Annotated in this window: 13 protein-coding genes; 7 read left to right on the top strand and 6 right to left on the bottom strand. The window is 64.1% G+C overall.

Annotated elements, in window-relative coordinates; all coding sequences use genetic code 11:
- Positions 1-62 precede the first annotated feature (62 nt).
- Together MCB86_RS22045 and MCB86_RS22040 are read left to right on the top strand one after the other, a co-directional pair.
- Positions 63-374, top strand: coding sequence for a DUF883 domain-containing protein (locus MCB86_RS22045; RefSeq protein ID WP_239612156.1), 312 nt, complete (start codon positions 63-65; stop codon positions 372-374).
- A 15-nt stretch (positions 375-389) separates the two neighbouring features.
- Complete coding sequence (locus MCB86_RS22040) at positions 390-1,001, top strand: NAD(P)H-binding protein (protein WP_239612155.1); 612 nt, start codon at positions 390-392, stop codon at positions 999-1,001.
- A gap of 7 nt (positions 1,002-1,008) precedes the next feature.
- On the opposite strand, the gene aroE is transcribed toward MCB86_RS22040, so the two are convergent.
- Together aroE and hemF are read right to left on the bottom strand one after the other, a co-directional pair.
- On the bottom strand, positions 1,009-1,827 hold the full coding sequence (aroE, locus tag MCB86_RS22035) for a shikimate dehydrogenase (protein WP_239612154.1): 819 nt from the start codon (positions 1,825-1,827) through the stop codon (positions 1,009-1,011).
- A 46-nt stretch (positions 1,828-1,873) separates the two neighbouring features.
- The gene (hemF, locus tag MCB86_RS22030) at positions 1,874-2,791 is read right to left on the bottom strand and encodes an oxygen-dependent coproporphyrinogen oxidase (protein WP_045159987.1); all 918 of its coding nucleotides are present in this window, start codon (positions 2,789-2,791) and stop codon (positions 1,874-1,876) included.
- A gap of 155 nt (positions 2,792-2,946) precedes the next feature.
- Between hemF and MCB86_RS22025 the strand changes: the two genes are divergently transcribed.
- Entirely contained in the window at positions 2,947-3,924 is a 978-nt protein-coding gene (locus tag MCB86_RS22025; RefSeq protein ID WP_239612153.1) for an NADPH:quinone reductase, read from the top strand.
- A gap of 20 nt (positions 3,925-3,944) precedes the next feature.
- Here the strand turns inward: MCB86_RS22025 and MCB86_RS22020 are convergent, their stop codons facing one another.
- The 3 genes from MCB86_RS22020 to MCB86_RS22010 all read right to left on the bottom strand — a co-directional run bounded on the left by MCB86_RS22020 (position 3,945) and on the right by MCB86_RS22010 (position 6,957).
- Positions 3,945-4,502, bottom strand: a complete 558-nt coding sequence (locus MCB86_RS22020) for a Sua5/YciO/YrdC/YwlC family protein (protein WP_045159985.1) — start codon at positions 4,500-4,502, stop codon at positions 3,945-3,947.
- 63 nt (positions 4,503-4,565) lie between these two features.
- Positions 4,566-5,657, bottom strand: a complete 1,092-nt coding sequence (gene dprA, locus MCB86_RS22015) for a DNA-processing protein DprA (RefSeq protein ID WP_239612152.1) — start codon at positions 5,655-5,657, stop codon at positions 4,566-4,568.
- A 274-nt stretch (positions 5,658-5,931) separates the two neighbouring features.
- Positions 5,932-6,957: a LysM peptidoglycan-binding domain-containing protein gene (locus MCB86_RS22010; RefSeq protein ID WP_045159983.1), complete on the bottom strand. Its 1,026-nt coding sequence runs from the start codon at positions 6,955-6,957 to the stop codon at positions 5,932-5,934.
- A gap of 148 nt (positions 6,958-7,105) precedes the next feature.
- On the opposite strand from MCB86_RS22010, the gene def reads away from it, so the two are divergent.
- The 4 genes from def to trkA all read left to right on the top strand — a co-directional run bounded on the left by def (position 7,106) and on the right by trkA (position 11,368).
- Positions 7,106-7,612, top strand: coding sequence for a peptide deformylase (def, locus tag MCB86_RS22005; RefSeq protein WP_045159982.1), 507 nt, complete (start codon positions 7,106-7,108; stop codon positions 7,610-7,612).
- A 57-nt stretch (positions 7,613-7,669) separates the two neighbouring features.
- Positions 7,670-8,599, top strand: a complete 930-nt coding sequence (gene fmt / locus MCB86_RS22000; RefSeq protein WP_196298621.1) for a methionyl-tRNA formyltransferase — start codon at positions 7,670-7,672, stop codon at positions 8,597-8,599.
- 5 nt (positions 8,600-8,604) lie between these two features.
- Positions 8,605-9,927 (top strand): 16S rRNA (cytosine(967)-C(5))-methyltransferase RsmB, encoded by a 1,323-nt coding sequence (rsmB, locus tag MCB86_RS21995; protein ID WP_239612250.1) that lies wholly within the window; start codon positions 8,605-8,607, stop codon positions 9,925-9,927.
- 67 nt (positions 9,928-9,994) lie between these two features.
- On the top strand, positions 9,995-11,368 hold the full coding sequence (gene trkA, locus MCB86_RS21990; protein ID WP_045159979.1) for a Trk system potassium transporter TrkA: 1,374 nt from the start codon (positions 9,995-9,997) through the stop codon (positions 11,366-11,368).
- A gap of 2 nt (positions 11,369-11,370) precedes the next feature.
- On the opposite strand, the gene MCB86_RS21985 is transcribed toward trkA, so the two are convergent.
- Positions 11,371-12,750 carry an aspartate aminotransferase family protein gene (locus tag MCB86_RS21985; RefSeq protein ID WP_239612151.1) on the bottom strand — a complete coding sequence of 460 codons (1,380 nt, stop codon included), beginning with the start codon at positions 12,748-12,750 and terminating at the stop codon, positions 11,371-11,373.
- Positions 12,751-13,245 lie beyond the last annotated feature (495 nt).

The following is a 13,245-nucleotide window of genomic DNA, read 5'->3' as shown; positions in this document are numbered from 1 at the left end:
CTGTCAGGATCTTTGCCATAACCATGGGGTCCAACGAGCACATTCAAAAGGGGAGAACCGATATGTCCCGTTTCAGCCGCAAGCCCACCACCCGCAACGAAATCGAAAGCGAAATCCACAACTTGATGACCGCGCTCGATGAGCTCAAGCACGACGCGGCGCGCGGCTCACGACATCGCTTCGACTCCCTGCGCGCACGCGCCGAATCGCTATGGCACGACGCCGACTGGGACGCGCACTGCCGCGACCTGTCCAAGCGGGGGCGTGATGCCGGTCGCATGGCCAAGGAATGCGTACGCGAACACCCGCTGAGCACCGTCGCATTGGCCGCCGGCGCGGTCGCGCTGATCGGTTATCTGGTCACCCGGCGCTGACCGGCTCGTCCCGCCATGCTCAACGCCGAGACGCCCAGGCTCAAGTTCGCGCTATACGGGGCGCACTCAAGTCTGGGCAATGCCTTGCTGTGTGAATTACTGAGCCGGCAGCACGAGGCCGTGGCGCTGGTGGACGATCTGAATTCGATGACCGTCCGCCCAGGGCTGCGTGCCAAGACCGGCGATCTATTCGATGCCGTCAGCGTATCGCAGAGTGTCGCCGGCATGGACGCGGTGGTCTGCCTGTACGACAGCCAGTCGGTGCCCACCGCCTCCGGTACCGCAGCGGCAAAGCAGCCGCACGATCTATATCAGGTGGTCGATGCCTTGTTGTCCGGACTACCGAAGGTCGGCGTCGAACGGCTGCTGCTGGTGGTCGACTTCAGCGCCCATGGCGGAGAGCCGGAGGTGGCGGCGGCGCTGCAGCGGATCGCGGAGCACCCACTGAAGTGGACCCTGGTGGATGCTGAAAGCAGCGGCGAGGACCTGTCGATCGAGGATTTCAGCGTCCTCGACGGGCTGGAAACCGATGACCGCCGCGTGCAGCTTCGGCGCATGGCCGCCGGCATGGTCGACGAGCTGGAAACGCCACAGCATTTGCATCAGCAGATCCACTTCCGCCTTTGAGCGGCACTCAGCCGGCGAGTTGCTGACGCAATTGCGTCAACACCGGAACCGCATCCGGACGTACCCCGCGCCACAACTCGAAAGCCGCCGCGGCCTGTTCGACCAGCATGCCCAAACCATCCCGGGTCTGCGCGCCAAGGTCAGCGGCCCATTGGCAGAAGGGCGTCGGCTTCGCGCCATACATCATGTCGTAGCAGAAGGTCGTGCCCGAGCGGATCAGGCTGTCGGCCAGCGGCGGCAATTCGCCGCCGAGACTGGCCGAGGTGCCGTTGATGATCACATCGAACGGACTTTGCAATTGCTCGAACGCGCTCGCGCTCACAGGGCCCAGCTCGCCGAACTCATCGGCCAACTGCTCGGCCTTGCCCAGCGTGCGGTTGGCAATGACCAGCGTTGCCGGCCGCTGTGTCAGTAACGGCTCGAGCACACCGCGTACCGCGCCGCCCGCACCCAACAGCAAGACGCGCTTGTCTTGCAGCACCACGCCGGCGTTATCCAGCAGATCGCGCACCAGACCAATGCCGTCGGTGTTGTCGCCCAGCAGGGGGCCGTCTTCGAGCTTCATCAGGGTGTTCACCGCGCCGGCGCGCCGTGCGCGTTCGGTCAGCTGATCGGCCAGGCGAAAGGCCTCTTCCTTGAACGGCACGGTGACATTGGCGCCCAGCCCGTGGGCGAAGAATTCACGGGCGAAGCCGGAGAAATCATCCAGCGGGGCCAGCAATGGCTCGTAGCTCAGCGCCTGGCCGGTCTGCTCGGCGAACAGGCGGTGGATCTGCGGTGATTTGCTGTGGCCGATGGGGTTGCCGAAAACGCCGTAGCGGTCCATGAAAGCTCCTGAATGTCGTAGCAAGTGCAGCAATGGCGAGCCGTGCTCAGGGCTGCTCGCCCAGCCAGTCGCGATCCTGCAGGAAATAATCGGTCAGTCGCGCTTCCGGCGTGCCGGGCTCCGGCTGCTTGTCGTAGCCCCAACGCACCAGCGGCGGCAGCGACATCAGGATCGATTCGGTACGCCCGCCAGACTGCAGGCCGAACAAGGTGCCGCGATCGTAGACCAGGTTGTATTCCACGTAGCGGCCGCGGCGCAGCTCCTGGAATGCCCGTTCGCGCTCGCCGTAGGCCATGGCCTTGCGTTTCTGGACGATGGGCAGATAGGCCTCGATGTAGGCATCGCCAACCGCACGCATGAAGGCGAAGCTGGTGTCGAAATCCCACTCGTTGAGGTCATCGAAGAACAACCCGCCAACGCCACGCGGTTCGTTACGGTGCTTGATGTGAAAGTAGCGGTCGCACCATTCCTTGTAGCGCGGGTACACATCCGCGCCGAAGGGCGCACAGGCATCGCGGGCCACGCGGTGCCAGTGGATGCAGTCTTCCTCGTTGCCGTAATAGGGCGTCAGGTCGAAACCGCCGCCGAACCACCACACCGGCTCTTCGCCTTCCTTTTCGGCAATGAAGAACCGCACGTTGGCATGCGAGGTTGGCACATAGGGGTTTTCCGGGTGTATCACCAGCGACACGCCGAGCGCCTCGAAGCCACGGCCGGCCAGTTCAGGGCGGTGCGCGCTGGCCGAAGGGGGCAGACCACTGCCGTGAACATGCGAGAAGTTCACGCCGCCCTTCTCGATCAGCGCACCGTTCTCGATCACCCGAGTTCGGCCACCGCCGCCGGCCGGGCGGGTCCAGGCGTCTTCAACGAAGCGGGCGCCGCCGTCTTCGGCTTCGAAGGCGGCGCAGATACGGTCCTGCAGGTCGAGCAGATAGGCTTTGACGGCTTCGGTACGCTCGTTCACGAAAATCACCTTGGCAAATAACCGCACAGGTCCGGCGTTATTGACTGGCCGGGCCGTGCTTCAGCAAAAGGGCCGGCAAGCATATCACCCAGCCGATTGACGGACGCGTCCGGGAAGCGTTGGATAGGCTCCTTTGCATTTGCCCAGGAGTCGATATGTCGCAGCGCATCCAGTTCAGCCAGCACGGTGGTCCCGAGGTTCTCGAACAAGTAGACGTGCCCGTCACAGCGCCGGGGGCCGGCGAAGTTCGGGTGCGTAACCATGCGATCGGCCTGAACTTCATCGATACCTATTTCCGCAGCGGCCTATATGTACCGCCGAGCCTGCCGTCCGGCCTGGGTGCCGAAGGTGCGGGTGAAGTCGAGGCCGTTGGCGAGGGCGTCAGCGGATTTCAGGTCGGCGATCGCGTCGCCTATGGCACCGGCCCATTGGGCGCCTATGGCCAGCATCACACCTTGCCGGCGCGGCACCTGGTGAAACTGCCGGACGCCATCAGCTACGAGCAGGCCGCCGCCGTAATGCTCAAGGGCCTGACCACGCAGTATCTGCTGCGCCAGACTCACGCGTTGCAGGCCGGCGAAACCGTGCTGTTCCATGCCGCAGCCGGTGGTGTCGGTTCGATCGCCTGCCAGTGGGCCAAGGCCATCGGCGCGAAACTGATCGGTGTCGTCGGCTCGGCGGACAAGGCCGAACGGGCCAAGGCGCTGGGTGCCTGGGCGACCATCGACCGCACCCGCGAGGACGTTGTCCAGCGCGTGCTGGAACTCACCGAGGGTAAGAAATGCCCGGTGGTCTACGACTCGGTTGGCAAGAGCAGCTGGGAGATCTCGCTGGATTGCGTCGCACCGCGCGGCCTGCTGGTCAGCTTCGGCAATGCCTCAGGCGCCGTCACCGGGGTGAACCTCGGAGTGCTGGCGCAGAAGGGCTCGCTGTATGTCACCCGACCGACGCTCGCCGGCTACGCGGACACCGCCGAGCGCCTGCAGGCGATGGCGAGCGAACTGTTCGAGATGATTGCCAGCGGCAAGATCAAGGTCGAGATCGACCAGCGCTACCCGCTTGCCGAGGCGGCCGAGGCACAGCGCGCGCTGGCAGCGGGCCAGACCACAGGATCGACCATTCTGCTGCCCTGAGGTTGGCCGTCCGGCTGTCGTCAAGACGGCCGAATGACCTCGCCGTTGCGCACATCGCGGATGGTGCTGGGGTTGCGCCGCCCACCCAGGTAGCCGCCGAGCACCGCGTCGAGCTGATCGGAGAAATACTGCTCGACGCGCAAGCGCGATCGCGCTGCGGGGCGGCCGGCGGGGTTCGCCGAGGTGGATACCAGCGGCCCGGTCAGCGCGCACAGCCGGGCAACCAACGGATGATCGCTGACGCGCAGGGCCACGCTGTCGTGCTTGCCGGTAATCCAATCCGGCAACCGCTGGCGATGTGGTACCAGCCAGGTATTCGGCCCAGGCCAGGTGCCGGCCAGACGATCCAGCCAGCGCTCGGGCAGGTCCTCCAGTAGGAAGTCGAACTGCTCGACGCAGTCGGCCACCAGGATCAATCCCTTCTCCACCGGCCGCTCCTTCAGCGCCAGTAACCGATGCACCGCATCGCTGTCCCAGGGATCGCAACCCAGCCCCCAGACCGCTTCGGTCGGATAGGCGATGACGCCGCCCTGTCTGACCACCCGAGCCGCCTGCTGCACACGCCAGTTTCCGATCATTAGCACCCCCGCTGAGACTGATCGGCGCAGTGTACCCAAGCACATGCGACTGCACAGCCGCGCTCAACCGGTTCGCGCGACCCAGAGCCCATTTTCACAGGCGACCAACCCTTCAATTTCCAGCTCGGTCAGTTCCGCCAGTACCTGAGCCAAGGGCTGCGCCACCGCCCCGGCGAGGGACTCACTGGTCATCGAGCCGGCAATCAGTTGATCGAGCAAGGCATGTGCCGGCCGCTCTGGTTGCGGCTCGTCGGCTGCAGTCGTCTGTTGCCAGCCCCGGAGGGCCTGAAGAATATCGTCGACGCTTTCAACCAGTGCCGCGCCCTGACGGATCAGCTGGTGGCAGCCACGAGCGCCGGGATGATGAATCGAACCGGGGATGGCGTAGACCTCGCGGCCTTGCTCGGCTGCCAGGCGCGCGGTGATCAGCGAGCCACTCGAAGGGCTGGCCTCGACCACCAGCACGCCGAGCGAGAGCCCGCTGATGATGCGGTTGCGACGGGGAAAGTTGGAGGCGTGCGGTGCGCAGTCCAGCGGCAGTTCGGACACCAGAGCGCCGCCGCTCTCAATGATGCGCCCGGCGAGACCGACATGCCGGCGCGGATAGAGCTGTTGCAGACCGGTACCCAACACGGCGATCGTTCGGCCGCCTACGTCCAGCGCGCCCTGGTGCGCGGCGCCATCGATGCCGAGGGCTAGGCCACTGGTGATTACAAAGCCACCGCCCGCGAGGCTGCGGGCAAAGGCAGTGGCATTGTCCAGGCCCGGGCGCGAGGCTCGACGGCTGCCGACCATGGCCAGCTGTGGTTGCTCCAGCAGGGTGGAATCGCCGTGAACGAACAACAGCGGCGGCGCATCCGGCAGCTCCGCCAGCAATGCCGGGTAGCCAGGGTCGTCCCACATCAGTAACTGATGGTCTGGCTGCTCCAGCCAGGCCATTGCCTGGGCGGCCCGTTCGCGTATCGCAGGACTGCGTCGGGGTTCAGCGCAGCTCGCCGGCAGCCCCAGCGCACGCCAGGCGGTCGCCGGTGCACTGAGCGCAGAGGAGGCATCGGGGAAGGCGCTGAGCAGTTTATGCAGACGCCGCGGGCCGAGCTCCGGCAGCAGATGCAGGCGCAGGCGGGCTTCCAGTTCGGCAGGGGAAATCGCAGGCATGGGTGAGCATTCCTTGTCTCGTCGCACCGCATCCATGCGGTGGTGTCGGCTGTAAAAAAAACCCTGCATTCAGGCTGCGTGAAAACGTAGCGAGCGAAGGTTAAGCAAGAACTAGGCGTCCCCACAAAAACAGGCGAGGAAGCGGACTGGGCTCGCACTCGAGTTTACGAGCTGTAAATGAACATTCCGACTGGGCTCGCATCCGAGCCTGTTTTTAACGCGGCATAACCGAGCGCAGTAGTTTTCACACAGCCTGATCAGCGGGGCTCGGGAATCAAGGATTGCGGACCTTATCCATCACCGACAGCGAGCGCGTGGCCTGGAGGACCAGGCCATAGCTGAGCTTTTCATAGGTGCGGAAGACCATCAGCAACCCCGAACGCTCATCGGGAATCTTGACGTTTTCACCGGTCACCCGGTCGCGCACGGTTTCACCGGTCTTGTACACCGCCAGCACATTGCCGACGCTCAACCCGTCGCGGGCGCCCTTGTTCAGGGTCACCACATCGAACTGGCCGATCTGGGTCACGCCGCGCGGCACGTCGAGGATCACGCCTTTGATCTCGCCTTCCGGTTCGCTCGGCATGAACGTCGAGTTCACCGCGCGCTCCTCGCTGGGGAACATGCGGTCGCCGAGACGGGCTTCCTGGGTGACGCGCGTGAGCATCATGGTGGCGATGTCACCTTCCATGTCGAGCAGCTCGGCGGTGCCTACGTCATCGGCGTTGATGCCCAGGAACTCCTCGGTCTCGGGATCTACATAGGTCTTGCCCTGACGAAAGATACCGTAAACCTTGATGTCGTCTTGGAAGTTGCCACGACCGTAGACGCGATCGCCTGCACCACTGATGACTCGCTCGGCATTGCCGGCGACGATATAGGGTGCAGCCTCGAATTCGGCGGCGTTGTTGACGATGCGGTTGCTCAGCAGGAAGCTGTTGATCGCTTCCAGCGGGATGGTGCTGATGGCTTCGGCTATGGGTGTGGTGCGGACGGTTGGTGACAGTTTGATGGTGCCGCGCGATGCTCCGCGATTGAGCACGACACGCGGCTGGCCGTCGATGTAGACCAGACTGAGGCTGTCGCCGGGATAGATCAGGTGCGGGTTTTCCACTTGGGGGTTGGCGTGCCAGAGCTCCGGCCATTTCCAGGGTTCGCGAAGGAAGCGACCGGAAATATCCCAGAGCGTGTCGCCTTTCACTACGGTGTACTGCTCCGGATGGTCATCCTTGAGCTGCACAGCGGCCTGTGCCATGCCGCCAACCGCCACCAGCAGCAGGGCGAGTAGTGATTTCCTCATGTGGTGAATCCCTTTATGATGTGCCTTCACGTAAAGCGCCCTAGCGCCGCAGAAACCCTTGTGGAAAGCGGCGTTAAGCCGTTTACAAGCTGCTCGGCATCTTAGCAGCGGCTTTTGACTTTATTCCATAAGTGCATCACAAACGCATATGGCAATCCTGAACATCCTAGAATTTCCCGATCCACGGCTGCGCACCATAGCCAAACCGGTGGACGTGGTCGACGATGGCATCCGCCAGCTGATCGACGACATGTTCGAGACCATGTACGACGCCCCCGGCATCGGCCTGGCCGCGACGCAGGTCAATGTCCACAAGCGTGTGGTGGTGATGGATCTGTCCGAGGACAAGTCCGAGCCGCGAGTTTTCATCAACCCCGAGTTCGAGTTCCTGACCGACGAGATGGAGCAGTACCAGGAAGGTTGCCTGTCGGTGCCCGGTTTCTACGAGAACGTCGACCGACCGCAGAAGGTCAAGATCAAGGCATTGGATCGCGACGGCCAGCCCTACGAGCTAATCGCCGAAGGCCTGCTTGCGGTGTGCATCCAGCACGAATGCGATCACCTCAACGGCAAACTCTTCGTCGATTACCTCTCCACTCTCAAGCGCGACCGGATCAAGAAGAAGCTGGAAAAGCTTCACCGTCAGCAGGCTTGATCACCGACCCGAAGGCTTGCAGCAGCAAGCCTTTTTTATTTATTGACGAGTCCTTCCATGCGCATCGTTTTCGCCGGAACGCCGGAATTCGCCGCTCAGCATCTGCAAGCCCTGCTCGATGCCAATCGCCAGGTAGTGGCGGTCTACACGCAGCCGGATCGGCCGGCCGGACGCGGGCATAAGCTGATGCCCAGCCCGGTCAAGCAGCTCGCTCTACAGCACGGGATTGCCATCCATCAACCGCAGACCCTGCGCGACCCCGCGGCCCAGGCCGAACTGGCTGAACTGAACGCCGACCTCATGGTGGTGGTGGCCTACGGATTAATCCTGCCGCAAGCCGTGCTCGATCTGCCGCGCCTGGGCTGCATCAACAGTCACGCCTCGCTGCTGCCACGCTGGCGCGGCGCCGCGCCGATCCAGCGCGCGGTCGAAGCTGGTGATGCCGAATCCGGAGTGACCGTGATGCAGATGGAAGCCGGGCTGGATACCGGGCCCATGCTGCTGAAAGTCCGCACGCCGATCGCCGCCGACGATACCGGCGGAACCCTGCATGACCGGCTCGCCATGCTGGGTTCGGAGGCGGTGGTCAAGGCCGTCGCCGCCCTCGAAGCCGGCACGCTCCGCGGCGAGGAGCAAGACGACAGCCAGGCCACCTACGCACACAAGCTGAACAAGGACGAGGCGCGCCTCGACTGGAGCCGCCCGGCTGTCGAGCTGGAGCGCCTGATACGGGCGTTTCACCCCTGGCCGATCTGCCATAGCCGGCTGGACGAGGCCGCTGTGAAGATTCACGCCGCTCGCCTGGCTTCAGCACAGGGCGCGCCCGGCCAAATCCTCGATGCCGGCAAGGACGGCCTGCAAGTCGCTTGCGGTGAGGGCTCGCTGCTGCTCACCCGACTACAACTGCCCAACGGCAAGCCGCTCAACTTCAGCGATCTGTACAACAGCCGACGTGAGCAGTTCACGCCTGGCAAGGTGTTCGTCTGATGTCGATGAATCCGCGTCTGGCCGCCGCGCGCGCGCTCAGCGCCGTGCTGTCCGGCAAGGCCTCGCTGAACAGCAGCCTGCCCGAGGTGCTGAGCAAGGTCGACACCCGTGATCGTGGTCTGACCCAGGAATTGGCGTTCGGTGCTGCTCGCTGGCAACCGCGCCTGGCTGGCCTTGCCGAGCGCCTGCTGCAAAAGCCATTCAAGGCCGCCGATCGCGACGTCGAAGCCCTGCTGCTGGTCGGTCTCTACCAGTTGTTCTATACCCGCATCCCGCCGCACGCAGCCATCGGCGAAACCGTCGGCTGCGTGGAAAAGCTGAGAAAGCCGTGGGCCAAGGGCCTGCTCAACGCGGTGCTGCGCAATGCCCAGCGCGATGGCGAAGCCTTGCTCGCCGAACTGGAACACGACCCGGTGATTCGCTTCGCCCATCCGCGCTGGCTACAGAAATCGCTGAAGGCGCACTGGCCCGAGCACTGGCAGGCCATCTGCACCGCGAACAACGTTCATCCGCCGATGATGCTGCGGGTCAACCATCGTCAGACCCTGCGCGACGCCTACCTTGACGAACTGCAGAGCGCAGGCCTCGAAGCCTTCCCCTGCGACCACAGCGAGGACGGCATCCGCCTGGCCGCAGCCTGCGACGTCACCCAATTGCCGGGTTTTGCCGAAGGGCGCGTCAGTGTGCAGGACGAAGCCGCGCAGCTCGCGGCCGGGCTGCTCGATCTCGCCCCGGGGCAACGTGTGCTGGACGCCTGCTGCGCGCCCGGTGGCAAGACCTGCCACATCCTCGAGCGCGAGCCGGCGCTGGCAGAGGTCATCGCGTTGGATCTTGAGCCTAAGCGTCTGCAGCGCGTTCAGGAAAACCTCGACCGGCTGAAATTGCAGGCGAAACTGGTCGCGGCAGATGCGCGCGAGACCGAGATCTGGTGGGACGGCCAACCGTTCCAGCGCATCCTGCTCGATGCCCCCTGCTCGGCGACTGGGGTCATCCGCCGCCATCCGGACATCAAGTTGGCCCGCCAGGCCGACGACATCGCGCCATTGGCGATCCTGCAGGGCGAGATGCTCGACGCGCTGTGGCCGACGCTGGCGATCGGTGGCGTGCTGTTGTACGCCACCTGCTCGGTGCTGCCGACCGAGAACCGTGAGGTGATCGAGGCCTTCCTGGCGCGCATGCCTGGCGCCCGTGAGCTGGATTTGCCGAGCGGTTTCGGTGTCGAACAGTCCCATGGGCGTCAGTTGCTGCCGCAAGAAAACGGCCACGACGGCTTCTACTACGCCAAACTGATAAAAATCGCGGCCCAACCCAATGGCCATAATTCGTAAATGAGCCAGGCAGCATGCTTCGGCCAATCATGGATGCGGCGGCCTGCCGCCTTTCAGGAGTGATCGCGTGAAGATCATTATTCTCGGTGCAGGGCAGGTGGGCGGCACGCTCGCCGAAAATCTCGCCAGCGAAGCCAACGACATCACCGTGGTCGACACCGATGCCGATCGTCTGCGCGATCTTGGCGACCGCCTGGACATTCGCACCGTGGTCGGCCGCGGCTCGTTTCCCACCGTGCTGCGCCAGGCGGGTGCGGACGATGCCGACATGCTGGTGGCGGTGACCAACAGCGACGAAACCAACATGGTCGCCTGTCAGGTGGCCTACACCCTGTTCCACACCCCGACGAAGATTGCGCGGGTACGCGAGTCGGCGTACCTGACCCGCTCAGGTCTGTTCAGCAACGAGGCGATTCCGGTCGACGTGCTGATCAGCCCGGAGCAGGTGGTGACCAACTACATCAAGCGTCTGATCGAGCATCCCGGCTCGCTGCAGGTGATCGACTTTGCCGAAGGCAAGGCGCAATTGGTGGCGGTGCGCGCTTACTACGGCGGGCCGCTGGTAGGCCAGGAGTTGCGCCAACTACGCAAGCACATGCCCAATGTCGACACCCGCGTGGCGGCGATCTTCCGCCGCAACCAGGCGATCATGCCGCAGGGCGATACGGTGATCGAGGCCGACGACGAGGTGTTCTTCATCGCCGCCCGTGGGCATATTCGCGCCGTAATGAGCGAGATGCGCCGCCTTGATGACTCCTACCGGCGGATCGTCATTGCCGGCGGCGGGCATATCGGCGAGCGACTGGCCGAAGCCATTGAAAGTCGCTACCAGGTGAAGATCATCGAGATGAACCCGGCGCGCTGCCGCTACCTTTCGGACACCCTCGACAGCACCATCATTCTTCAGGGAAGCGCCTCGGATCGCGATCTACTGGTGGAAGAGAACATCAATGACGCCGATGTCTTCCTCGCGCTGACCAACGACGACGAAGCCAACATCATGTCGTCGTTGCTGGCCAAGCGTCTCGGCGCGCGCAAGGTGATGTGCATCATCAACAATCCGGCCTATGTCGATCTGGTCCAGGGCGGCGAGATCGACATCGCCATCAGCCCGCAGTTGGCCACCATCGGCACCTTGCTGACCCACGTGCGTCGCGGCGATATCGTCAGCGCCCACTCGCTGCGTCGAGGCGCGGCGGAGGCCATCGAAGTGATCGCCCACGGCGATTCGCGCTCGAGCAAGGTGGTCGGCCGCGCCATCGGCAAGATCGGCCTGCCGCCAGGCACCAGCATCGGCGCGGTGATTCGCGACGAGGAGGTGCTGATCGCCCACGACAACACCGTCATCGAATCCGGCGATCATGTGATCCTGTTCCTCGTCGACAAGAAGCATATCCGCGATGTAGAACGGCTGTTCCAGGCCGGCCTGACCTTCTTCTGAGTTCAGAGCACCTCGGCAGCCACCGCGTCCACCGCACTTTTGGCGATCTCGACGACCTGATCCGCTTCCGCCTGGGTCAATACCAGGGGCGGGGCGAAGCCGAGGATGTCGCCCTGCGGCATGGCGCGGGCAATCATACCGCGCTCCAGGCAAGCGGCCGAGACCCGCGGGCCGACCTTCAGTGCCGCATCGAACGGCGTACGGCCCTTGCGGTCAGCCACGAACTCGAGCGCCGCGAGCATGCCGATGCCGCGCACCTCGCCGACCAGTGGATGGTGCTCGAAGGTCTGGCGCAGCTGAGCATTGAGATAGGCACCCACTTCAGCGGCATTGCCGGGAATGTTCTCCTTTTCCAGGATGTCCAGATTCGCCAGCGCCGCGGCGGCACAGATCGGGTGCCCAGAGTAGGTCCAGCCGTGCCCCATGGCGCCGTCACGGGTCGAGGCTTCGTCTATCGCATCCCATACTTTTTCGCCGACGATCACCGCCGATAACGGTGCGTAGGCACTGGTCAGGCCTTTGGCCGTGGTGATCAGGTCCGGCTTCATGCCGAACAGCTGGCTGCCCATTGGCGTACCCAGACGGCCGAAGGCGCAGACCACCTCGTCGGCGATCAAGAGGATGTCGTATTTCGCCAGCACCGCCTGGATCGCCTCCCAGTAACCCTTGGGTGGGACGATGATGCCGCCCGTGCCCATCACCGGTTCGCCGATGAAGGCAGCGACGGTGTCCGGCCCTTCGCGCTCGATCAGTTGCTCCAGGTCATCTACGCAATGGCGCACGAAGGCCGCTTCGTCCATGCCGGCCGGGGCTTTGTAGAAGTGCGGGCAGGCGGCGTGCTTGATGTCCGCGTGTGGCAGATCGAAGTGCTGATGGAAACTGGCCAGGCCGGTCAGGCTGCCGGTCATGATTCCCGAGCCGTGATAGCCGCGCTGACGGGAGATGATCTTTTTCTTCTGCGGGCGGCCGAGCACGTTGTTGTAATAGCGCACCAGCTTGATCTGGGTCTCGTTGGCATCCGAGCCGGAGAGGCCGTAATAGACCTTCTTCATACCCTCAGGCGCCCAGTCGATGATGCGCCGCGACAGTTCGATGATGGCCTCGGTCGAGTGGCCGACGTAGGTGTGGTAGTAGGCCAGTTCCTTGGCTTGCTGGTAGATGGCCTCGGCCACCTCGGTGCGGCCATAACCGATGTTCACGCAGTACAGCCCGGCGAAAGCGTCGATCAGCTCGCGGCCTTCGTGGTCACGGATACGGATGCCCGAGGCGCCGGTGACAATGCGCCCTTGGAGCGCCCCGCTGGCATGGTCGTGGGCATGGGTGGACGGGTGCATGAAGTGGGCACGATCCTGGGCGAAGAGGGTGTCGTAGTCATGGCTCATGGGCTTCTCCTTTTGCGGTGATGGATGGGGCTCGGATTCCGCTTCCCTCATCCTGACCCACCCTTAAGGGCGGAAATGGCTCGGCTTGTCTGGCAGGCTGTTTTCGGTCCGCCAGTTTGGTGTTGGCTCTTCGGCTAGTGGCCAGGTTCTGTGGGAGGCGCGACCCGCGGCGAGCGGCGCCAACCCGGAGTCCGAAAAGCTTCGCCCCGGGGTCGGGCCTCCCACGAAAAAAGCAATGCATGGCGCCCCCCTTGTGGGAGGCGCGACCTCGCGCCGAACGACGCCAACCCGGAGTCCGAAAAAGCTTCGGCCCGGGGTCGGGCCTCCCGCAAAAAAACGCAATGCACGGCGCCCCCCTTGTGGGAGGCGCGACCTCGCGCCGAATGGCGCCAACTCGGAGTCCGAAAAAGCTTCGGCCCGGGGTCGGGCCTCCCACAAAAAACGCAGTGCACGGCGCCCCCCTTGTGGGAGGCGCGACCTCGCGCCGAATGGCGC

This window comes from Pseudomonas sp. KSR10 (assembly GCF_022355455.1).
GTDB lineage: Bacteria > Pseudomonadota > Gammaproteobacteria > Pseudomonadales > Pseudomonadaceae > Stutzerimonas > Stutzerimonas stutzeri_E.
The sequence above is the reverse complement of the archived record's forward strand: the minus strand, read 5'-3'. Positions and strand labels throughout refer to the sequence as shown.